The sequence below is a fragment of the Agromyces mediolanus genome (assembly GCF_014648575.1).
Taxonomy (GTDB): domain Bacteria; phylum Actinomycetota; class Actinomycetes; order Actinomycetales; family Microbacteriaceae; genus Agromyces; species Agromyces mediolanus.
On record NZ_BMRJ01000001.1, the window covers coordinates 175,528 to 195,781 of the forward strand.

20 protein-coding genes are annotated in these 20,254 nt (G+C 74.5%); 7 read left to right on the forward strand and 13 right to left on the reverse strand.

Going from position 1 to position 20,254, the window contains the following annotated elements:
• Window positions 1-1,758: proton-conducting transporter transmembrane domain-containing protein (locus IEY71_RS00795; RefSeq protein ID WP_268243549.1), on the reverse strand; the 1,758-nt coding region annotated here is incomplete at its 3' end.
• A 111-nt stretch (window positions 1,759-1,869) separates the two neighbouring features.
• On the opposite strand from IEY71_RS00795, the gene IEY71_RS00800 reads away from it, so the two are divergent.
• The gene (locus tag IEY71_RS00800; RefSeq protein ID WP_189083420.1) at window positions 1,870-3,090 is read left to right on the forward strand and encodes an ATP-binding protein; all 1,221 of its coding nucleotides are present in this window, start codon (window positions 1,870-1,872) and stop codon (window positions 3,088-3,090) included.
• A gap of 17 nt (window positions 3,091-3,107) precedes the next feature.
• Window positions 3,108-3,950, forward strand: a complete 843-nt coding sequence (locus IEY71_RS00805) for a sulfurtransferase (protein WP_189083421.1) — start codon at window positions 3,108-3,110, stop codon at window positions 3,948-3,950.
• Here IEY71_RS00805 and IEY71_RS00810 read toward each other — a convergent pair.
• From IEY71_RS00810 to IEY71_RS00830, 5 genes are read right to left on the reverse strand one after another with little or no spacing between them, the layout of a single operon-like run.
• The gene (locus IEY71_RS00810) at window positions 3,947-5,407 is read right to left on the reverse strand and encodes a hypothetical protein (RefSeq protein WP_189083422.1); all 1,461 of its coding nucleotides are present in this window, start codon (window positions 5,405-5,407) and stop codon (window positions 3,947-3,949) included. The two genes, IEY71_RS00805 and IEY71_RS00810, sit on opposite strands and share 4 nt — an antisense overlap.
• Before the next feature lie 9 nt (window positions 5,408-5,416).
• Complete coding sequence (locus IEY71_RS00815; RefSeq protein ID WP_189083423.1) at window positions 5,417-5,830, reverse strand: hypothetical protein; 414 nt, start codon at window positions 5,828-5,830, stop codon at window positions 5,417-5,419.
• A 28-nt stretch (window positions 5,831-5,858) separates the two neighbouring features.
• Entirely contained in the window at window positions 5,859-6,287 is a 429-nt protein-coding gene (locus IEY71_RS00820) for a cupin domain-containing protein (protein ID WP_189083424.1), read from the reverse strand.
• Entirely contained in the window at window positions 6,280-6,861 is a 582-nt protein-coding gene (locus IEY71_RS00825) for a TetR/AcrR family transcriptional regulator (protein ID WP_189083425.1), read from the reverse strand. The genes IEY71_RS00820 and IEY71_RS00825 overlap by 8 nt, the downstream gene beginning before the upstream one ends.
• Window positions 6,862-6,901: 40 nt before the next feature.
• Complete coding sequence (locus IEY71_RS00830; RefSeq protein ID WP_189083426.1) at window positions 6,902-7,717, reverse strand: class I SAM-dependent methyltransferase; 816 nt, start codon at window positions 7,715-7,717, stop codon at window positions 6,902-6,904.
• A 165-nt stretch (window positions 7,718-7,882) separates the two neighbouring features.
• Between IEY71_RS00830 and IEY71_RS00835 the strand changes: the two genes are divergently transcribed.
• Window positions 7,883-8,869 (forward strand): FKBP-type peptidyl-prolyl cis-trans isomerase, encoded by a 987-nt coding sequence (locus IEY71_RS00835; protein WP_189083427.1) that lies wholly within the window; start codon window positions 7,883-7,885, stop codon window positions 8,867-8,869.
• A gap of 68 nt (window positions 8,870-8,937) precedes the next feature.
• Here IEY71_RS00835 and IEY71_RS00840 read toward each other — a convergent pair whose 3' ends face one another.
• On the reverse strand, window positions 8,938-9,750 hold the full coding sequence (locus IEY71_RS00840) for an energy-coupling factor transporter transmembrane component T family protein (protein WP_189083428.1): 813 nt from the start codon (window positions 9,748-9,750) through the stop codon (window positions 8,938-8,940).
• On the reverse strand, window positions 9,747-11,477 hold the full coding sequence (locus IEY71_RS00845; RefSeq protein ID WP_189083429.1) for an ABC transporter ATP-binding protein: 1,731 nt from the start codon (window positions 11,475-11,477) through the stop codon (window positions 9,747-9,749). The genes IEY71_RS00840 and IEY71_RS00845 overlap by 4 nt, the downstream gene beginning before the upstream one ends.
• 130 nt (window positions 11,478-11,607) lie before the next feature.
• Between IEY71_RS00845 and IEY71_RS00850 the strand changes: the two genes are divergently transcribed.
• Window positions 11,608-12,024 carry a transferase gene (locus tag IEY71_RS00850; RefSeq protein ID WP_189083430.1) on the forward strand — a complete coding sequence of 139 codons (417 nt, stop codon included), beginning with the start codon at window positions 11,608-11,610 and terminating at the stop codon, window positions 12,022-12,024.
• A 228-nt stretch (window positions 12,025-12,252) separates the two neighbouring features.
• On the opposite strand, the gene IEY71_RS00855 is transcribed toward IEY71_RS00850, so the two are convergent.
• The 4 genes from IEY71_RS00855 to IEY71_RS00870 are packed head-to-tail and all read right to left on the reverse strand — an operon-like array spanning window position 12,253 to window position 15,756.
• The gene (locus IEY71_RS00855) at window positions 12,253-13,440 is read right to left on the reverse strand and encodes an ABC transporter permease (RefSeq protein WP_189083431.1); all 1,188 of its coding nucleotides are present in this window, start codon (window positions 13,438-13,440) and stop codon (window positions 12,253-12,255) included.
• Window positions 13,437-14,180, reverse strand: a complete 744-nt coding sequence (locus tag IEY71_RS00860) for an ABC transporter ATP-binding protein (RefSeq protein WP_189083432.1) — start codon at window positions 14,178-14,180, stop codon at window positions 13,437-13,439. The genes IEY71_RS00855 and IEY71_RS00860 overlap by 4 nt, the downstream gene beginning before the upstream one ends.
• On the reverse strand, window positions 14,177-15,229 hold the full coding sequence (locus tag IEY71_RS00865) for a peptidoglycan-binding protein (RefSeq protein WP_189083433.1): 1,053 nt from the start codon (window positions 15,227-15,229) through the stop codon (window positions 14,177-14,179). Before IEY71_RS00865 ends, IEY71_RS00860 begins: the two co-directional genes overlap by 4 nt.
• The gene (locus tag IEY71_RS00870; RefSeq protein ID WP_189083434.1) at window positions 15,226-15,756 is read right to left on the reverse strand and encodes a hypothetical protein; all 531 of its coding nucleotides are present in this window, start codon (window positions 15,754-15,756) and stop codon (window positions 15,226-15,228) included. The genes IEY71_RS00865 and IEY71_RS00870 overlap by 4 nt, the downstream gene beginning before the upstream one ends.
• Window positions 15,757-15,896: 140 nt before the next feature.
• Here IEY71_RS00870 and IEY71_RS00875 point away from each other — a divergent pair, with 140 nt between their 5' ends.
• Both IEY71_RS00875 and IEY71_RS00880 read left to right on the forward strand, forming a co-directional pair.
• Entirely contained in the window at window positions 15,897-16,580 is a 684-nt protein-coding gene (locus IEY71_RS00875; protein ID WP_189083435.1) for a response regulator transcription factor, read from the forward strand.
• Complete coding sequence (locus IEY71_RS00880) at window positions 16,573-17,784, forward strand: sensor histidine kinase (protein ID WP_189083436.1); 1,212 nt, start codon at window positions 16,573-16,575, stop codon at window positions 17,782-17,784. Before IEY71_RS00875 ends, IEY71_RS00880 begins: the two co-directional genes overlap by 8 nt.
• An 18-nt stretch (window positions 17,785-17,802) precedes the next feature.
• On the opposite strand, the gene IEY71_RS00885 is transcribed toward IEY71_RS00880, so the two are convergent.
• Window positions 17,803-18,852, reverse strand: coding sequence for an LLM class flavin-dependent oxidoreductase (locus IEY71_RS00885; RefSeq protein ID WP_189083437.1), 1,050 nt, complete (start codon window positions 18,850-18,852; stop codon window positions 17,803-17,805).
• A gap of 157 nt (window positions 18,853-19,009) precedes the next feature.
• Here IEY71_RS00885 and IEY71_RS00890 point away from each other — a divergent pair, with 157 nt between their 5' ends.
• Window positions 19,010-20,212 (forward strand): hypothetical protein, encoded by a 1,203-nt coding sequence (locus tag IEY71_RS00890; protein ID WP_189083438.1) that lies wholly within the window; start codon window positions 19,010-19,012, stop codon window positions 20,210-20,212.
• Window positions 20,213-20,254: the final 42 nt, after the last annotated feature.

Below are 20,254 nucleotides of genomic sequence, written 5' to 3' on the forward strand. Positions count from 1 at the left end.
GACGAGCGCCGAGACGCCGAGCCCGCCGATGAACACGAGCACGATCATGCCGAGGTAGCCGGGCAGGCCCCGGTACTGGATGGCGGTCGTGACGGCGGCCGCGAATCGGTCGATCGCCGAGACGACGCCCAGGTAGCCGCGGCCGGAGTCGATGAGCGGGGGCAGCGAGGCCTGCATGCGGGCGACCTTGGCCCGGCCCCAGACGAGGAGCGCGCCGAGCGCGAAGACGGCGAGCGAGAGCCAGAGCGCCGGCTCGAGACCGTGCCAGAGCGCGAGGTGGTACTCCTCCGGGCCGGGGAGCTCGTCGGCGTAGCTCGTGTAGAGCGGCTCGATGAGCGTGATCGTGAAGGCGGCGACGAGGCTCGCGGCGGCGAGCACCGCGGGGCTCGCCGCGACCATCGCGGGCTCGCGGTGCAGCGGCGTCGGTGCGCAGTTCGGCCGGGTCCAGAACGCGCCCCAGACGAAGCGCACGCTGTAGGCGACGGTGAGCACCGAGCCGAGGAAGGCGAGCACGAGGGCGAGCCAGCCCCAGCCGGCCGCGGGGCCGCCGTCGGCGGTCGCGGTGCCCGCCTCGAGCAGCGAGGTGAACACGCCCTCCTTCGCGACGAAGCCGAGCAGCGGCGGCACCCCGGCCATCGAGGCTGCGGCGACGAAGCCGATCGTCGCGACCACCGGCATCCGCCGGCCGAGCCCGGAGAGCTTGCGCCAGTCGCGGGTGCCGGCCGCGTGATCGACGATGCCGACGACGAGGAACAGCGCCGACTTGAACAGCGCGTGCGCGGTGAGCAGCGCGACGCCGGCGAGGGCCGCGTCGCGGGTGCCGAAGCCGGTGACGAGCACGAGGAAGCCGAGCTGGCTCACGGTCCCGTGCGCGAGCAGCAGCTTGAGGTCGTACTGCCGCAGCGCGCGCCAGCCGCCGACGAGCATGGTGAGGCCGCCGAGGGCGATGACGATCGGATGCCACACCTCGAGGTCTGCGTAGCCGGGCGCGAGGCGGGCGACGAGGTAGACGCCGGCCTTCACCATCGCCGCGGCGTGCAGGTAGGCCGAGACCGGGGTGGGCGCGGCCATCGCCGCGGGCAGCCAGAAGTTGAACGGCACGAGCGCGCTCTTCGAGATGGCCCCGATGAGGACGAGGGCGATGCCCCACTCGCCGGCGACCCCGGTGACCGGGTTCGCGACGAGCTCGGCGATCGAGGTGGTGCCGCCCTCGACGGTCAGCAGCACGAGGCCGACGAGCATGGCGAGTCCGCCGAAGGTCGTCACGGTGAGCGCCTGCAGCGCGGCACCGCGGCTCTCGCGGCGGCCGGTGTAGTGGCCGATGAGCAGGTAGGAGAGGACGCTCGTCGCCTCCCAGAACATGAACATCACGTAGACGTCGTCGGAGGTGACGAGGCCGAGCATGACGCCGGCGAAGGCGAGGAGCAGGGCGGCGAAGCGACCGAGCGCGGGCTCGTCGTCGCGGAAGTACCAGGTGCAGTACGCCAGCACGAGCGCGCCGACGCCGGTGACGACGAGCGAGAGCAGCAGGGCGAGCCCGTCGAGGCGGAAGGCCAGGGAGACGTCGAGCGCCTGGATCCACTCGACCCGCTCGGTGACGACGCCCCCGGCGACGATCTCGGGGAGCAGGGTGAGCAGCCAGCCGAACACGGCGGCGGGGAGCAGGGCGATGACGAGGAAGACCCGCCGGCCGATCAGCCTCGTCAACAGGGGCGTCAGCAGGGAGAGGGCGCCGAACACGACGAGGCTGAAGAGCATTCACCCTCCTCACGTCGCAATCGTCCGGGCTCCAGCGTACCTGATGGCTCCGAGGTTTATCCAGTTTTATTCATTCTGGATAAACCGGCCCAAACTCACTAAGATGCCTCCATGGACAGCGTCAGCAATCCGTACACTCCGAATGCGGGGGCGGCGCCCGAGGTCATGGTCGGCCGCGACGAGCAACTCGAGGCGTTCCGGGTGCTCCTCCAGCGGCTCGAACGGCATCGCACCGAGCAGTCGATGATCATCACGGGGCTCCGCGGCGTCGGCAAGACCGTCCTGCTCGGCCGCTTCGGCGAACTCGCCCGCGCGGCGCACTGGGAGGTCGTCGAGTTCGAGGCCAGCCGCCACGACGAGACCCGCTTCCGTCAGCTGATGTTCTCCCAGCTGAAGTCCACGCTGCTCCGCCTCTCGCCGCGCGCACGCTGGACGGCGTGCGGCCGGCGCGCCGCCGAGGTGCTGAGCGCCTTCGCTCTGCCCGTCGTGAAGCACGGCGCGTTCGGGCTCTCCTGGGACGTGACGCCCGCCGAGGGCGCCGGCGACCACGGCGACCTCGGCATGGACCTCACCGACGTGCTGCTGGCCTTCGGCGAGGCCGCCGACGAGCAGGGGCACGGCATCGTGCTGCTCGTCGACGAGGTGCAGTTCCTCGCCCGCACGCAGCTCGAAGCCCTCATCCAGGCGGTGCACAAGACGGTGCAGCGCAAGCTGCCGGTCGCCTTCGTCGGCGCCGGTCTGCCGCAGACCGTCGAGCTCGCCGGCGACGTCAAAGCGTACGCCGAGCGGCTGTTCAGCTTCTCGCACCTCGGCGCGCTCGGCGGCGACGACGCCCGCCGGGCGCTCGCCGAGCCCGCCCGCCTCGAGGGCGTCGAGTTCGACGAGGACGCCCTCGATCTCGCCCTCGAGCTGACCCACGGCTACCCCTGCTTCCTGCAGGAGCTCGGCGCGCAGGTCTGGAGCGTCGCCGAGGCGCCGCAGGTGCGCCGCGCCGACGTCGCGCTCGCCCGGGAGGCGTACGAGGCGAAGCTCGACGGCGCCTTCTTCCGGGTGCGGCTCGACCGGGCGACGCCGCTGCAGACCGCCTACCTCCGGGCGATGGCCGAGCTCGGGCCCGAGCCGCAGAAGGCGGGCGACGTCGCCCGGGTCATGCACCGCGAGTCGACCCAGGTCGGCCCGACGCGCGCCGAGCTCATCGACCTCGGGCTGCTCTACACGCCCGAGCACGGCTACGCGGCGTTCACCGCGCCCGACTTCGACGCGTTCATGAAGCGCGCCATGCCCGAGCTCGTGGTGCCCGAGGTGCAGCGCCGCCCCCGCAAGGCCGACTGACCGGGCAAGCTGGAGGCATGTCGATCCTCATCACCGCCGAGGAGCTCGCCGAACGGCTCGCCGACGAGGCATCCCGCCCCGTCGTGCTGGACGTGCGCTGGAGCCTCGCCGCCCCCGACGGCCGCCCCGCTTACCGAGCCGGCCACGTGCCGGGCGCGGTCTACGTCGACCTCGAGACCGAGCTGACCGCCCCGCCCTCGCCCGCCGCCGGGCGGCATCCGCTCCCCGACGAGGCCGCCTTCACCGCGGCCATGCGCCGCTGGGGCCTGCGCGAGGGCGACGCCGTGGTCGTCATGGACGAGCTCGGCAACCAGTCCGCCGCCCGCGCCTGGTGGCTGCTGCGGCATGCCGGCGTCGCCGACGTCCGCATGCTCGACGGCGGCCTCGCCGCGTGGCGCGCCGCGGGCGGAACGCTCGAGACCGGCGACGTCGAGCCTGAGCCGGGCGACGCGACGGCGCACTTCGGGGCGATGCCGGTCATCGACGCGGATGCCGCGGCCGCCCTCCCCGAGCACGGGGTGCTCCTCGACGCGCGCGCCGCCGAACGGTACCGGGGCGAGGTCGAGCCGATCGACCCGGCTGCGGGCCACATCCCCGGCGCGCGCTCCGCGCCGAGCGCCGGCAACCTCGACGCCGACGGGCGGTTCCTGCCGCCCGAAGCGCTCCGCGAGCGCTTCGCCGCGCTCGGCGCCGACGGCGAGCGGCCCGTCGCGGTGTACTGCGGCTCCGGGGTCACCGCCTCGCACGGCGTCGCGGCGCTCGCGCTCGCCGGCGTCGCCGCCGCGCTCTACCCGGGCTCCTGGAGCCAGTGGTCGAACGACCCGGCTCGGCCCGTCGCGACGGGGGACGAACCGGTCTAGTCGGGTTCGGCGATCCCCGCCGTGCGCAGCGCGTCGAGGTAGCGCAGGTCGTCCTCGGCGCGCCGGCCGTGCGGGTCCGCGACGAGGGTGACGTCCTCCCAGCCCGAGCGGGCGAGCTCCAGCAGCGGCACCCGCAGCGCGGACCGCCCGTGGTCGATCTCGCGCCACGCGCCGTCCGAGACGGCCGCCGCGGTGACGACCGCGTGCAGTTCGGGATTGCGCCGGATGAAGCGGGAGGGGTAGCCGCGGATCGTGATGTCGCCCGTCGCGCGGGTGAGGTCGAGCATCCACTCGGCGTCGTCGAGGCGTTCGCGATGCCACCCGGCGTAGCGGGCCGTCACCGTCTCGTCCGGGTCCTGGAGCGTCGGGTTCAGGACGAGTCCCCTGACTCGGCCGGCCAGGGTCACGCGGCGGAACTCGCAGCCGAAGAGGAAGCCGGAGTCGTCGAGGCGCAGGCCGTCGATGGTGACATCCTCCAGCACCATCCCGTCGAGCGTCGACGCCCGGACGTCGAGGTCACGGACCCGGATGCCGCGAAGGCCCGGCCGCTTCTGCTTCCGTTCGGCGCGGGAGACGCGCCAGCCCTCGAGCGTCACGCGCTCGGCGACGATCCCCTCGATCGACTCGCCCGGTTCGAGCCGGCGGTCGCGGTGCACCGTGCGCGGCGCCGGGCGGCCGCGGGCCGGCCGCAGCAGCGCCTCGGCCGAGGCGCTCGCCGCGGCGGCGAGCTCCGCGAGCGGCAGCAGGCCGGGCGGCGTCGCGCGAAGTCCGGGGACGGCGGTGAGCGAGCGCGCCGCGCCGAGGTCGGATGCCGAGGCCAGCACGCCGTCGGCGACGAGCAGCGCGTCGACGAGCCCCTGCGGCAGGTCCGCGAGCGGCCGCGCCGTCTGCTCGCCGTCGCGCAGCAGCAGGAGTCGCTGCGGCGCGGTGGCCCGCTCCTCGCTCGCGCCGACGGTGAGCCCGTCGCCGTGGTCCAGCACTCGGGCGAGCCCGGCGCCCCGCTCCCGGGCGTCGGGAACCGGCATCCCGCTGCGCTTCCGTCGCCCGACGACGGCGAAGCGAGCGAGCGAGACGAGCGTCTCCATCGCGCGGCCCGCCGAGCCGACGGTGACGGTGTCGTCGTCGACCGGCGCGAGCCAGGCGTGGTCCCGGCCGAGGCCCGCCGTCAGCGTGCGGGTCACCCGCAGCGTGTCGAGCTCCACCTCGACGAGGCCCCTGTCGCCGAGCAGCAGTGCGTGCCGCGGGCTCGGCAGCAGCAGCGCGTCGCGGAGGAGGCCCCGAAGCCCTCGACCGATCCGCCACGAGCCGTCGCGGAGATCGAGCACACCGAAGCGGACCGTCGCCCGCCCCTCGACCCACGACGTGACGAGCAGCTCCGGACCGAGCAGCCGGCTCGCGCTCAGCGCGGCGTGCGGGGCGTCGGCGGGAACGGGCAGGCCGAGTCGGATCGCGGTCACTCCCGCATGCTACCGAGCACCGCCCGGCTCACCAGGGCGATCGCCGATCTCGTCCGCAGGCGGTGTGGTGGTGGGCCTTCTGCCCGACAGCGCACCCACCAGCACCGCTGCCGCAAGGCTGGCGAGGGCGAGCACGAACAGCGTGTTCGGCACCGGGAACACTCGGTGAGCGACGACTGATCCTGTCGGAAGCTCCCATTCGCAGGAGACGCCCACCGGAATCCAGACGTCCGTCTGAACGGGAGCCTGCTCACCGACCTGAACGCCCACAGCCGGATCCGCAGCAACCGGGAAGCAGCCCTGATTCTCGTGCCACAGGGAGTACTGGGCAGTGAGCTGTCCGAGAACCGCCAGCAGCGCTGCGGTGATGACCAGCGCGACCAGCAGCCTCAGCCGGCCTCGCCCAATTCGGATCGCGGTCACTCCCGCATGCTACCGAGCACCGCCCGACTCACCACGGCGAGGGGCGGTCGGGGTCGCGCCGTCCGTCGTCGGGGGTGCGGGGGAGCGGTTCGCCGCCGCCGCGGATGCAGAGCCAGCGCAGCTCGCCCTCGCTGTCGGGGTGCGCCCGCCAGGTGCGCCACACGTCCTGGCCGACGCGGACGACGCTGCCGGGGCCGACGTCGACGACGTCGTCGTCGAGTCCCATCTGGCCGGTGCCGGCGAGGAACACGTAGAGCTCCTCGATGCGGGCGTGGGTGTGCCAGTAGCCCGCCTCCTCGCCAGGTTCGAGCGCGTTCGCCGAGAGGCCCAGGTATTGCATGGCCAGTTCGTGGTCGACGATGCGGCGCCCGTCGCGGGATCGTGCGGCGTCGAAGCCGCCGTAATGCGACCGCCACGCCTCGAGCGCGCCGATCTCGAGCACCTCGTAGTCACTCATGCCTGCTCCTTTCGTCGGGCCCGGTCGGTGCGGGCTCCAGCAGCTCGAGGAGCCCGCGCACGGCGGCGCGCATCGCTGCGTCGTCGCCGAGCGCGCGGGACAGCACGTAGCCGCCCTGGATGACCGCGACCGCCGTGGTCGCCCGGTCGCGGGCCGCGGCGGCGTCGAGCCCCTGCTCCGTGAACGCCCGCGCGACGAGCTCGATGAGCTCCGCGAAGTAGCGGGACACCTCGCCCCGCAGCGTCTCGTCGCCCATGACGACGGGGTCCGCCGTGAGCCGGCCGACGCGGCAGCCGGCGGTCGCCGCGCGCGGCCGTTCGAGGTAGTCGGCGATGCGCCGCTCGGGCTCGTCGGCGCCGTCGAGCGTCGCGGCGGCCGAGCCGAGCGTGTCGTCGACGGTCTGCGCGACGGCGGCGGCGGCGAGATCCCGCTTCGACGGGAAGTGGTGGTACAGGCTGCCCTGCCCGACGCCGCTGCGGGCGAGCACCTCGCGCGGGGTCGTCGCGGCGACGCCGTTCGCCGCGTACAGCTCCTGCGCGGCCTCGATGAGGATGCGTCGTGCTTCGGCGGTCATGCCCCGAGCATGCCATACCTAGAGGTAGGTATGCCACCAGTCAGGCCGGGCGGACCCCCACGGCCGTGATCGTCGAGGCATCCACCCGGTCGATGCCGCGCTCCGCGAGCAGCGCGGTGAAGCGCTCGCGCACCCGGCGCCTGGCCTTCTTGCCGAGACCGTCGAGGAGGTTCCGCCGCCCCGTGCCGAGCACGAGCCGCCAGGCGAGGTCGTCGTCGAGGGCGAGATGACGCGGCACCGCGTCGGCGCGCACCCGCTCCAGCCCGAGCTCGTGCAGCCAACCCGCCACCGCGCCGGTCGTGCCGGGCGTGCGGTCCGCCTCCTGCGGCGCGTCGGGCGAGCCGCCGCCGACCTCCGCGACGGCATCCGCGAGCGCTTGCCGGAACGAGTGGAAGGCGCCGTGCTGCCACACCGTGATCGCGACCCGCCCGCCCGGGCGCGCCCGCTCGATCAGGGCGCGCGTGCCGTCGTCGAGCTCGTCGAAGAAGAACACCCCGAGCACGCACTGCACGAGGTCGTAGCCGGCCGGCTCCCACTCCCGCACATCGCCGACGTGCAGCCGCAGCCGCGGCAGCCCGCCCGCAGCTTCGGCGCGGGCGCGCGCGAGCTCGATCATCGGAGCGGCGGCGTCGACCGCGTCGACGACCCCCTCGGGGCCGACGAGCTCGGCGGTCGGCACGGCGGAGGCGCCGGTGCCGCAGCAGGCGTCGAGCACGGTCTCGCCGAACTGCGGCGCACTGCGCGCGATCGCGGACAGCGAGATCGGCTGCCAGAGCTCGTCATCGATCGCGAGGACGGCGTCGGCGTGCCTGACGAAGCGCCGGACGGCGTCGGGTTGCTGCTGCTCGTCCCCCATCCGACTATTCTGGCCCCCATCGGGGCCTCAGGCGCAATGCCCCGCCCCGGGAGCGCGTCCGTCTCAGCGAATCGAAAGGCGCATGCGGCAGACTGGGCGACAGCGCCCGCAGGCCCGCACCGCCTGGAGGCCGCGCTCCGATCCCGCATCACGAATCGAGACCTCATGAACCGCGCCCTGCGCCGCACCGCGCCCATCGCGCTCGCCGCCGCCTCCGCCCTCGTGCTCGCCGGATGCGCCGGCAGCGCCGACGCCCCGGCCTCGTCGAGCGATCCCGCCGCCACCGCGGCCGCCTGCTTCGAAGCGAAGCCGGGCGCCGAGAGCGACGCCGTGAAGGTTTCGGGCGACTTCGGCGCCACGCCGACCGCGGAGTTCACCACCCCGCTCGCCGCCGAGGAGCTGCAGACCAGCGTCGCGATCAAGGGCGACGGCGACAAGACCGAGTCGGGCGTGAGCGCGAACGTCATGCTCACCATGTTCAACGGCACGAGCGGCGAGCAGATCGTCTCGCAGGAGGTGCCGCTCGCGATGGGCGACACGAGCCTGCTCGAGGCGTTCCGCTCGGCCATCGACTGCCAGCCGTACGGTACCCGCACCGTCACCGTGGCGCCCGCCGCCTCGCTCTACGGCGAGACCGGCAACGAGTCGCTCGGCGTCGCCGCGGACGACACCGTCGTGATCGTCGCCGACGTCGTCGAGGAGTACGTCGAGCCGACCCCCGAGCCGCTGCCGACCCCGGCCGAGTGGACCACGAACGTGCCCGAGGTCACCTTCAACGGCGACAAGACGCCGACGGTCGTCATCCCGAAGACGGATGCCTCGACCGAGCTCGAGCTGAAGGTGCTCGAGCCCGGCGACGGCAAGACGGTGGCCGACGGCGACCAGGTGACCGTGCAGTACGCGGGTCTCACCTGGGACGACGGCCAGGTCTTCGACGACAGCTACTCGCGCGGCGAGCCGGCGACGTTCTCCACCTCGGGCGTGATCCCGGGCTTCGGCGCGGCGCTCGTCGGGCAGAAGGTCGGCACGAAGCTCATCGTGACGATCCCGCCTGCCCTCGGCTACGGCGCGGAGCCGAGCGACTCGAACGAGCTCGCCGGCCGCACCCTCGTCTTCGTCGTCGAGATCGTCGACACCGCCTCGGCGGGCTGATCCCGCGCCGCTGAGTTTCGACGGCTGAGGCCCGGGCGCGTCGCCCGGGCCTCAGTCGTGTCAGCGGTTCAGGCCACCGCCGTCTCGACCGCCCACCAGAGGAGCGCCGAGACGAGCCAGAAGCCCAGCACGAACACCGTGTCGCGGCGGCGCCAGCGGCTGATCGTGCGCTCGGTGCGCGAGTCGTGGGCGCCGAAGGCGCGGGCGTCCATCGCGAGGGCGACGCGCTCGGCGTGCCGGATGGCGCTCGCGAGCAGCGGGACGGCGAGGCCGACGGTGCCGCGCAGCCAGGCGATCGGCCCGCGCCCGCGATCGACCCCGCGCACCCGGCGGGCCGCGCGGATCACCTCGAGCTCGTGGCCGAAGCGCGGCACGAAGCGCATCGCCGCGAGCGCCGTGTAGCCGAGCCGGTACGGCACCCGCAGCTGCTGCACGAGCGCCCGCACGAGCTCGGCGCCCGTCGTCGTGAGCCCGGAGACGAACGCGAGCAGGATGATCGCGGCGATCCGCAGCGCCGTCGCGAGCCCGACGAGGTACATCGCCCCGGTGAAGCGCCACTCGCCGAGCTGGGCGAGCACGAGCTCGGAGCCGGCCGCATCCGCCGGCAGCGTGGCCGGATCGACCCAGATGCCGAAGCTCACACCCAGCACCGCCGCGAACGCCGGCACGCCGAGCAGGATCACGAGGATCCAGCGCAGGCCGAGCCGCGCCCCGACGAGCAGCACGAGCGCCGCGAACACCGCGAAGGCGAGCGGCAGCGGCACGCCGCGGGTGAGGACGAGCGCGATCATGACGGGCACCGGGCCCGCGAGCTTCGCGAGCGCGTTGAGCGAGCGCAGCGGGCCGCCGCGCGCGACCGTCGTCTCGCCGAGCGCGCTCATGCGCGGCCGCCCGGGGCGGGGAGCTGCGCCCAGCGGGTGACGGCGCGCCACTCCGGGTGGTTCGCGAGCCCGCGGGTGGCGCGGGCGAGCGGCGGATGCCGGAGGCCGGCCTGCTCGATCAGAGGACCGGCGAGCACCTCGGCGGTCGGCCCGACGCCGAGCAGCCGCCCCTCCGCCATGACGGCGACGCGGCTCGCGTGGTCGGCCACGAGCTGCAGGTCGTGGGTCGCGGCGATCACGGTCGTGCCGGCGTCGTTCAGCTCGCGCAGCAGCGCGACGAGCTCGCCCGCCCGCTCGCGGTCCTGGCCGAAGGTCGGCTCGTCGAGCACGAGTAGCGGCGCACCGGCGATGAGGGCGGTGCCGACGGAGAGGCGGCGCTTCTGCCCGCCGGAGAGCAGGAACGGATGCCTCGTCGCGGCCTCGGCGAGGCCGAACCGCTCGAGCATCGACGCGACCGACGCCGCCCGCTCCGAGGCGGGCACGCCCTGGAGCTCGAGCGCCTGCTCCAGTTCGCCCGCGACGGTCCCGGCGACGAACTGGTGCTCGGGGTTCTGGAAGACGTAGCCGATCGCGCGGCTGCGGCTCGCGGCATCCGCCGTCGCCGGATCGATGCCGGCCGCCTCGATGCGCCCCGCCGCGGGCGCGAGCACCCCGGCGAGCGCCTGCAGCAGGCTCGACTTGCCGGCGCCGTTCACGCCGACGACGGCGAGGAAGTCGCCCGCGGGCACCTCGAGCTCGACCTCGTGCACGACGAGCGCGCCGCGCCGCCCGCCCCGGCGCACCGAGACGCCGCCGGCCGTGACCACGGGCGGAACGGCCGGCGCTCCGGCTGCCGCGGGCGCCGGCGCCGGGTCGCGCGGCGCCGGCAGCGTCGGCGCGGCGTCGAGGGCGGCGCCGAGCTCGGCCGGGGTGATCGGCAGCGGCTCGATCGCGACGCCGGCCTCGCGCAGGCGCAGCGCGGCGAGCGTGGAGACCGGCAGCCACACGCCCAGCGCGGCGAGCTCCTCGGCACGGCCGGTGAGCACCTCGCGGGTGGGGCCGTCGGCGACCAGCCGGCCGTCGGCGTCGAGCACGACGACCCGGTCGACGAGGTCGGCGGCGGCGTCGAGGTTGTGCTCGACGAGCACGATCGCGTGGTCGCGGTCGGAGGCGAGCTCGCGCAGCACCGCGTACACCTCGTCGATGCCCGCGGGGTCGAGGTTCGCCGTGGGCTCGTCGAGCACCAGCACGGGGGAGCCCATCGCGAGGGCCGCCGCGATCGCGAGCCGCTGCCGCCCGCCGCCGGAGAGCCGCGCCGGATCGTCGGCGCGCCGCTCCCAGAGACCGACGAGCTTCAGCGCCCGCTCGGCGCGCTCGAGCACCTCGTCGACCGGCAGGCGCAGGTTCTCGGGGCCGAAGCAGACCTCGTCGAGCAGGGTGTTCGTGACGACCTGGGCGTCCGGGTCCTGGAAGACCATCGCGACCCGCTCGGACAGCTCGCCCACGCGGTGCTCCCGGGTGTCGAGGCCGCCGACGAGCACCCGGCCGTCGAGCTCGGCCGGCACCGAGTGCGGCACGAGCCCGTTCAGGGCGAGCGCGAGCGTCGACTTGCCGCACCCCGAGGGGCCGAGCAGCAGCACCACCTCGCCGGGCCGCACCACGAGGTCGACGCCGTCGGGCGTCGCGCGCTCGGCGCCCTCGTGCCGGATGCGGACGCCCTCGAGCTGCAGCAGCGGGGCGTCGGGCATGAGGCAAGCCTAACCTCGTGGGCCGGGCGGATGCCGAGAGCCCGGTCAGGCCGGGAATACCCCGCCGCCTACCGGTGTTGTGTCTATGTTCGGGGCGGAGAGTCCGTCCTGGCAGTGAAGGAGGCGGAACGTGGGCATCAGCTACGTCGAATTCGAAGACGAGCACGGGGTTCTGCGCCGCTACCGCAAGCACGCGAACGGACGCGGCCTGGTCGCGACCACCGCGAAGGTCGACCCGACGGCCTACGTCGATCCGACCGCCTACGTCGATCCGGGGGCCGTCGTGCAGCGCGGCGCCTCGATCGAGCACGGCGGCTGGGTCGAGGCCGATGCGATCGTCGCCGAGCGCGCGGTCATCGGAGTGAACGCCCGCATCGGGCACGGAGCCGTCGTCGGCCGCAGCGCGGTCGTCGGCCCGTACGCGACGGTGGGCCCGGACGCGAAGGTGCACAACGGCGCCCGCGTCCCCCGTGACACGTCCGTCGCCGAGGGGACCGAGTACCGGCCCTCGAGCGACGATCTGCGCCGGCTCGGCCTCGCGGCCTGAGCCGGCCCGTCCGGCCCGGCCACCCCCTGGCCGGGCCGGACTCCCATCCCCCTGTTTCTCCCCTTCCTTCCCCCTTCTGTCCCCTTCCTTCCCCCGCGCGGGAGGAGATCGACCGCGGGGGAGGATGCTTCCTCCGAAATCGTCCTCCCCTGACGACAATCACCTCCCACGGAGCCGGCGGGGCCGGGCCGGCGCAGGTCGGGCCGGCGCGGGGGCCGGACCCGAGGCCTAGTGGCCGAGCGCGGCCGTCGGCGAGGTGCGCGCCGCTCTGAGCGCCGGCAGCACGCCCGCGAGCGCCCCGACCGCGACGGTCACGACGACCCCGGCGAGTGGCACCTCCAGCGGCATCGCGACGAGCCATCCGTTCGAGCGGGCGACGACCGCCGTCACCAGCCAGCCGAGGCCGACGCCGAGCACGCCGCCGAGCGCCGCGAGCAGCATGGCCTCCACGAGGAACTGCGCGCGGATGTGCCCCCGCGTCGCGCCCAGCGCGCGGCGCAGCCCGATCTCCCGGCGCCGCTCCAGCACCGTGATGACCATCGTGTTCGCGACGCCGATGCCGCCGACGAGCAGCGCGATCGACCCGACGCCGATGAGCAGGCCGGTGAAGGCCTGGTCGATGAGCTGCTTCGCGGCGAGCGCGTCGGACGGGCGGCTCACCTTCACCTCCTCGGGCGCCTCCGGGTTCGCGGTCGCGGGGAGGAGCGCGCGCACCTCGGCGACGGCGTCCTCGGCCGAACGCTCGTAGATGGTCGTCGGCGCGCCCGTGAATCCGAACAGCGCCGCCGCGCGCTCCCCGGTCACGAGTGCGGCGGTGTCGAGCTCCGGCGTGAGCGGCGACGGATCGAGGATGCCGACGACGGTGAACTCCCGCCCGCCGAGCCAGAGCTGCGTGCCCGCGCTGTGCACCCCGAGCCGCTCCGCCGCTTTCGCGCCCAGCACCACGGTGTCGAGCGAGGCGGGCACCTCGGCGAGCCAGCGCCCGTGCGCGAGCGAGCTGCCCGTGGCCTCCAGGAGCGCGGCGTCCGCCGCCGCCACCGACAGGCCCCCGGTCTCGCCGCGCGGGATCAGCGCGCTGCGGTAGACGTGCACCTTGTCGAGCGTCGCCGTCCACGCGGCGGACTCCACCCCGTCGAGGCGGAGGATCCGCCCGGTGGCCTCCGCGGGCAGCTCGCTCGCCTTGCCGAACAGGTCGTCGCCCGCGGTGACCGTGAGCAGGTTCGTGCCGAGCGCGGCGAGCTGCTGCTGCACGAGCGCGCGGCTCGACGCCGAGAGCCCGACGACGGCGACCATCGCCGCGATGCCGATCGCGATGCCGAGCGCCGAGAGCGCCGCCCGCAGCGGGTGCGCGCGCACGCCGTGCGCGCCGAGCGCGACGAGGTCGGCGGTGCGGAGCCGGGACCTGGGCGCGCTCACGCCGCCGCCCCCGAGTCCGTGCGATCCGCGGAGTCCGTGCGATCCGCGGAGTCCGCGCGAGCGCCGATGGAGGCCTCGTCGAGCCGGCCGTCGCGGATGCCGATGCGACGCGGCAGCCCGGCGGCGAGCTCCCGGTCGTGCGTGATCACGACCACGGTCGTGCCGGCCGCGTGCAGCTCGCGCAGGATGCCGACGACCGTCGCACCGGAGCGGCTGTCGAGGCTGCCCGTCGGCTCGTCGGCGAGCAGCACCGCCGGGTCGCCGACGATCGCGCGGGCGATCGCGACGCGCTGGCGCTCGCCGCCGGACAGCTGCCGCGGCAGATGCCGGGCGCGATGCGAGAGGCCCACGCGGTCGAGCGCCTCGGCGGCGCGCTCCCGGCGGACGCTCGCGCGCACTCCGGAGTACAGCAGCCCCGTCGCGACGTTCTCGAGCGCGGTCACCCCGTCGGCGAGGTGGAACTGCTGGAACACGAAGCCGATCGTGCGCGCCCGCAGCGCGCTCAACGCGGCATCCCCCAGCTCGCCGACGTCGATGCCGTCCACCCGCACGGTCCCCGCGGTCGGGCGGTCCAGCGTGCCCATCAGGTTCAGCAGCGTCGACTTGCCCGAGCCGCTCGGCCCGACGATCGCGGCGAGCTCGCCGCGGCGGATGACGAGGTCGACCCGGTCGAGCGCGAGGGTCGGCGGCGAACCGTACTCCCGGCTCGCGCCGACGAGTTCCAGGACCGGGGCGCTCATGCGCTCACCGCCACCCGGTCGCCGGCCTCGAGCTCGCCCGAGACCACCTCGACCATGCCGCTCGCGAAGGAGCCGAGCTCCACCTCGACGCGCTTCAGCCCCTTCGCGGTGACGACGTCGACCGCGGAGCCCCCGCCCGGCACTGCGAGCAGCGCGGTCACGGGCACCAGCATCACCTCGCTCGCGAGGACGTGGCTGAACGTCGCGGTCACCTTCACCTCGCCGAACTCGGCGGCCGCGGCGGGGTCGTCGAGACTCAGCCGCACCGGCAGCTTCATCGCGCTGCCGCCCATGCCGTCGTCGCGCTGCACGGGGGAGCCGACGGACTGCACGGTCGCCGTGGTCGTCGCCCCGCCCGGGAGCCGGAGCTCCACCGTGCCGCCGACGGGCGCGGTGCTCGACAGCGTCGGGTCGAGGTCGAGGGCGACCTCGCGCGCCGTGCCGGTCACCTCGAGCGCGCTCCCGCCGGACGGCCCGCCGACGGATGCCTCGAGCGCACGCACCCGGACGTCGCTGTCCGAGAACACCACGCGGCCGAGCTCGATCGAGCCGGTCTCCTCGAGCCCGAGCGACTCCTGCCAGTCCTCGATCGCGGAGGCGGTGCGCCAGGTGAACTCCTCGTCGGGCTCGCGGTCGAAGAAGCCGAGGGCGGCGAGGTTCTCCTCGAGCTGGCGCACGTCCGCGCCGTCGCTCATGCCCTCGCCGAAGGCCCGCCAGGCTGGCAGCGCGCCCTGGAACAGCACGACCGGGGTGTCGTCGACGCGCAGCAGCACACCGCCGCGGCCGATCACGTCGCCGACTTTCGGCAGCGAGGTCACCGTGCCCGGCAGCGTCGAGGCGAGCTTGCGCGAGCCGCCGTAGCCGAGCTCGCCGGTGACCCGGGCGGTCTCGACGAGGTCGCCGACGGTGACCTCGGCCGACTCCGGCGCCGGGGCGTCCGCGCCGGCGTCCGCCTCCGCCTGCGGGTCGGGGCGGAGCATCCAGATCCCCGCCGCGACGACCGCGGCGGCCGCGACGCCCGCGACCGGCAGCAGCCAGCGGCGTCTCATTCGCCCGATCCGAATCCGGCGGCCTCGCTGCAGCGGTCGAGGTCGGCCTCGTCGAAGTCGGTCGCGGCGCTCATCGACATGGCCGACATGCCGTTCTCGCTCGGCGGCTCGGGGTCGGCGTAGTCGTAGCCGGCGTCGCGCATGCACTTCGCGAAGACGAGCTGCTGCTCGTACAGCTCCTGGGCGGTCGGGGCGTCCGGGTCGACCGGCGGGTCGCCGACCTCGCCCCGGCAGTCCTCGTCGGCCGCCTGGAACGCGTCGAAGTCGATGGTCCCCGCGTCGAGCGTCATGGTTTCGCCCTCCCCGGCCTCGGCCGGCTTCGGCAGCTCGACGCCGGCCTTCTTCATGCAGGCGTCGTACTTCAGGCGCCAGTCGTCGTACTGCTGCTCGAACGTGCTGTTCTCCAGTGCGCCGCCGTTCTCGGCTGCGCCGCCGCCGGGCGCGGCGCTGCAGGCGCTGAGCAGCGCCGCGAAGCCGACGAGGGACGCGGCGCCGAGCAGGCGCAGGGCGGTGGGTGCGGTGGGCATGTCGGGGTCCTCCCGGTCGTGGCCCGCCGGATCGCGGGCATACCCAGCTGATCCGAAGCCCGGTCATAGCGGCGTCAAGGACTCCGCTGACGTTTTCCATACCTCCCGGCTGCTTCGATGGTCGCCGGAGGGATGATTCGATGCGCGTACTGGTGGCCGAAGACGAGACGATGCTCGCCGAAGCGATCCGGGCGGGACTGGCGCAGCACGCCATCGCCGCGGACCTCGCCGGCGACGGCGAGGCGGCGCTCGCCGCGATCGAGGTGAACGACTACGACGCCGTCGTGCTCGACCGGGACCTGCCCGTGCTGCACGGCGACGAGGTCTGCGCCGAGCTCGCCGGACGCACGAACCGGCCCGCGATCCTCATGCTCACCGCCGCCCGCCGCCTCGAGGAACGGGTCGACGGCCTCGCGCTCGGCGCCGACGACTACCTGCTGAAGCCGTTCGAGTTCCCCGAGCTCGTCGCGAGGCTCCGCGCGCTCACCCGGCGGCGCTTCGAGGCGCGGCCGCCCGTGCTGCGCGCCGGCGACGTACGCCTCGACCCGGTGCGGCACGAGGTGTTCCGCGGACCGCGCGTCGTGCGGCTGTCCCGCAAGGAGTTCGCCGTGCTCGAGGTGCTGCTGCGCGAGCCGGGCACGGTGCGCAGCGCCGAGTACCTGCTGGAGAAGGCGTGGGACGAGCACGCCAACCCCTTCACGAACTCCGTGAAGGTCACGATCAGCACGCTCCGCCGCAAGCTCGGCGAGCCCTGGGCCATCCGCACGGTGCCCGGCGTCGGATACGTGATCGGCGAGCCGGTCGAGGCCGATCGCCGTGGCTGAGGTGCGGCCGTTCCGGCTCACCATCCGGGCGCGGCTCGCGCTCACCTACTCGGGGCTCCTCGTCGGGTCGAGCGCGCTCCTGCTCGGCTTCATCTACTTCGCGCTCGGCGTGCTGCCGAGCTACGCCTTCTCCTCCGCCTCGGTCGCCCTGATCGACGGCACGATGATGCAGGTGGCACCGCTCGAGCCGGCGCAGCCCGACTGGCTGTGGGCCGACGACGTCAGCTACGACGCGGGCTTTGCCGCGACCGCGTCGACGCCCGGCATCGTGGTCGCGTCGCGCGACGACCTGCAGCAGCTCTACCTCTGGGTCGCGGCCGGCATGCTCGTGCTGCTCGCGGCGGGCGGGAGCTGGGCGGGCTGGGCCCTCGCCGGTCGGGTGCTGCAGCCGCTGCACGACATCGGGGTCGCCGCCCGCCGGGCCGCCCGCGGCCGCTTCGACCACCGGCTGGCGCTCACGGGCCCCCGGGACGAGGTCACCGACCTCGCCGACACCTTCGACGACATGCTCGGCGAACTGCAGAGCGCCTTCCACGCGCACCGGCGCTTCGCCGCGAACGCCTCGCACGAACTGCAGACCCCGCTCGCGACCACCCGGACGATGCTCGACGTCGCGCTCGGCGCCCGCCCCGACGGCGCGGAGCGGGCGCTGCTCGAACGCCTCCGGCTCGTGAACGAGCGCAGCATCGCCGCCGTCGAGGCGCTGCTCGACCTCTCGCAGCTCGAACGCGGCGGCCCCATCGAGACCGCCCCCGTGCGGCTCGACCGGCTCGTGTCCGAGGTGCTCGCCGAGCTCGCCCCGGAAGCCGAGGCCGCCGGCATCCGCGTGCGCAGCGAGCTCGCCCCGGCGACGGCCGTCGCCTCCGCGCCGCTCCTGCGCCAGCTCGCGCTGAACCTCGTGCAGAACGCGATCCGCCACAACGAGCCGGGCGGCGAGGTCGTCGTCGAAACGGGACCGGCGGATGCCTCGCCGGCGCGGCTGCGCGTCGCGAACACCGGCCCCGTCGTGCCCCCGGAGGCCGTCGCGGCCCTCACCGAGCCGTTCTTCCGCGCGCCGGGGCGGGTCGCCACCGGCGGCGTGCAGGGCCGTGGGCTCGGCCTCTCGATCGTCGCGGCGATCGCCGAGCGGCACGACGCCGAGCTCGGGCTCGCCGCCCGCGACGGCGGCGGCCTCGAGGTGGAGTTGCGCTTCCCCGCCGCCTGAGCGGCAGGCCCCGGCCGGCTACGCCGCGAGCGCCTCCGCCAGCAGGGTGAGCGACTGCTCCCGGCCGGGGGCGGCGTCGCGCGGCTCGTCCGCACGGGCGCCCGCCACGGGCGACACCATGATCTCCTCGACCCCGTGCCGGGTGGCGAGCGTGCGCAGCTCGGCGGCCGCGGCATCCGCGTCGCCGATGATCCAGCGGTGCCGCATCGCGTCGATGAGCTGCTCGGCGTCGGAGTCGCGGGGAGCTGCGAGCGCCTGGTCGACGGTCTCGAGCGGGCGCATCGGCCGGTTCAGCCGGAGCCGCGCCATCGCTCGCAGTTGGGGGAGCGCCCGCTCGGCGGCCTCCTCGGCCGTCGGCGCGACGACCACGTTCGCCGTGAGGAACGTCACGGGCTCCGGGTGCGCCTCGCTCGGCCGGTAGCCGCTGCGGTACAGCTCGAGCGCCCGCTCCAGCCCCTCGCCCGAGAAGTGGTTCGCGAACACGTACGGCAGCCCGAGCTCGGCCGCGAGCTTCGCCGAGTAGTCGCTCGAGCCGAGCAGCCACAGCGTCGGCACCTCGGTCGCCGCCGGCGTCGCCTGGATCGCGTACTCCCGCCCGCTCGTGAGCCGCAGCGTCGCGCCGTCGGGGGAGAGCAGCGCGAGGATGTCCGCGATGTGGTCGGGGAATCGGTCGACGTCGGCCGTCGGGCCCGAGATGCGCAGCAGCTGCGTGATCACCGGATCGCTGCCGGGCGCGCGGCCGATGCCGAGGTCGATGCGGCCCGGGGCGAGCGCCTCGAGCGCGGCGAACTGCTCGGCGACGACGAGCGGCGCATGGTTCGGCAGCATCACGCCGCCGGAGCCCACCCGGATGCGCTCGGTGCTCGCCGCGGCCGCCGCGATCAGCACGGGCGGCGTCGTCGAGGCCACCGAGGGCATGTTGTGGTGCTCCGCGAACCAGTACCGCTCGTAGCCGGCGCGGTCCGCGAGCCGGGCGAGCGCGATCGAGGCGCGCACCGCCTCCGTACTCGTCTGGCCGTCGCGGACGGGAATGAGGTCGAGGACGGAGAGCTTCGGCGTCGTGGTCATCACTCGTGCCAACGCCGGGAGCGGCGGCCGCTATTCCAGCGTCGATCCTGAACATGCCATCCGGATGCCGCAGCTGGGGGTGTTGCCGAACGGTGCGCCTTCCTATGGTGGGGAGGGAGCGACATCGCCGTCGCTCACGATCCTCGAGGGGGTACGGATGACGGTCCACTACGAACTGCCCACGGCCGCGGATTTCTCGGTGCTGGCGGGGGCGCATCACCCGGCGGTCACGATCTACGCCTCGACCTCACCCGTGGTGAGCGAGCGCGAACGCGCCGAGGTGGCGGTCAAGAGCGGCTTCGACGAGGCGCTCGAGCATCTGAAGGGCGCCGGCGCCGACACCGCCGAGCTCGACGCGATCCGCGCCGAGCGCGACCGGATCCTCGGCGACCAGCAGCTCTGGGGCGGCCTCGCCCGCTCGCTCGCGCTGTTCGTCTCGCCGGACGTGAGCGAGGTGTTCGTGCTGCCGAACCGCCTCGACGACGCCGTGCACGTCGGCTCCCACTTCACGCTCGGGCAGCTGCTGCGCGCCCCGAGCCAGGACCAGGAGGCCTTCGCGATCACCATCTCGGCGAGCGAGTGGGCGCTCTGGCACGCGACCCCGACCGACCGCGCCGTGAAGCTGCCGATCGACCAGCAGGGCACCGCGAACCTCGACGAGGCCACCAACCGCGAGCCCGGCGAGGACAAGCCCCGGGGCTCGAATCGCGGCACGGCGAGCCAGTTCGGCGGCGCCAGCCGCCTGCTCGGCGACGAGGGCCGCAAGACCCTCCTCGACCTGTACACGAAGCGCGTGATCGAGGTCGCCCGGCGCGAACTCCTCGAACGCGACCCCGACGAGCGGGTGCCGGTGTTCGTGTTCGCGGCCGAGCCGCTGCTCAGCCTCTTCCTGCAGAACACCAGGAACTCGCGCCGCGTCGTCGCCGTGCCCGGCTCGCCCGACCGGCTCGGCGCGGCCGAGCTCGACGAGATCCTCCGCCGCGAACTCGGCCGGCTCAATGTGCGCGAAGCCGAGCGGGCGCTCCGCGCGCTCGCCGAGGGCAGTGCCGGACGGGTCGAGCGCGACCTCGCGGCGATCGCGAGGGAGGCGGCCGACGGCGCCGTCGAGACCTTCTGGTTCGACTTCACCACCTCGGTCAACGGCACCCTCGACCGGGAGTCCGGCGCGATCGAGTTCGCCACCGACCACGGGGCCGGCGAGGCGCTGGCCGACGGCACCCCGGCGGGCGATCTGCTGCCGCAGCTCGCCCTGCTCGTCGTCGCGAAGGGCGGCAAGGTCGTCACCGTTCGGGCCAGCGAGCTCGACGGCGGCGTCTGGTCGGCGCCCGCGATGGCGGAGCTGCGCTTCGCCCTCGCCTGAGCACGCACCTCGCGCACCGCGCGGAACGGCGGGGTGGCTCGG

Bases quoted from the DNA above. Each gene is read 5' to 3' on its own strand.
- IEY71_RS00800 (WP_189083420.1), top strand. From the start codon at position 1,870: ATGGACAGCGTCAGCAATCCGTACACTCCGAATGCGGGGGCGGCGCCC.
- IEY71_RS00805 (WP_189083421.1), top strand. From the start codon at position 3,108: ATGTCGATCCTCATCACCGCCGAGGAGCTCGCCGAACGGCTCGCCGAC.
- IEY71_RS00820 (WP_189083424.1), bottom strand. From the start codon at position 6,287: ATGAGTGACTACGAGGTGCTCGAGATCGGCGCGCTCGAGGCGTGGCGG.
- IEY71_RS00825 (WP_189083425.1), bottom strand. From the start codon at position 6,861: ATGACCGCCGAAGCACGACGCATCCTCATCGAGGCCGCGCAGGAGCTG.
- IEY71_RS00830 (WP_189083426.1), bottom strand. From the start codon at position 7,717: ATGGGGGACGAGCAGCAGCAACCCGACGCCGTCCGGCGCTTCGTCAGG.
- IEY71_RS00835 (WP_189083427.1), top strand. From the start codon at position 7,883: ATGAACCGCGCCCTGCGCCGCACCGCGCCCATCGCGCTCGCCGCCGCC.
- IEY71_RS00840 (WP_189083428.1), bottom strand. From the start codon at position 9,750: ATGAGCGCGCTCGGCGAGACGACGGTCGCGCGCGGCGGCCCGCTGCGC.
- IEY71_RS00845 (WP_189083429.1), bottom strand. From the start codon at position 11,477: ATGCCCGACGCCCCGCTGCTGCAGCTCGAGGGCGTCCGCATCCGGCAC.
- IEY71_RS00860 (WP_189083432.1), bottom strand. From the start codon at position 14,180: ATGAGCGCCCCGGTCCTGGAACTCGTCGGCGCGAGCCGGGAGTACGGT.
- IEY71_RS00865 (WP_189083433.1), bottom strand. From the start codon at position 15,229: ATGAGACGCCGCTGGCTGCTGCCGGTCGCGGGCGTCGCGGCCGCCGCG.
- IEY71_RS00870 (WP_189083434.1), bottom strand. From the start codon at position 15,756: ATGCCCACCGCACCCACCGCCCTGCGCCTGCTCGGCGCCGCGTCCCTC.
- IEY71_RS00875 (WP_189083435.1), top strand. From the start codon at position 15,897: ATGCGCGTACTGGTGGCCGAAGACGAGACGATGCTCGCCGAAGCGATC.
- IEY71_RS00885 (WP_189083437.1), bottom strand. From the start codon at position 18,852: ATGACCACGACGCCGAAGCTCTCCGTCCTCGACCTCATTCCCGTCCGC.
- IEY71_RS00890 (WP_189083438.1), top strand. From the start codon at position 19,010: ATGACGGTCCACTACGAACTGCCCACGGCCGCGGATTTCTCGGTGCTG.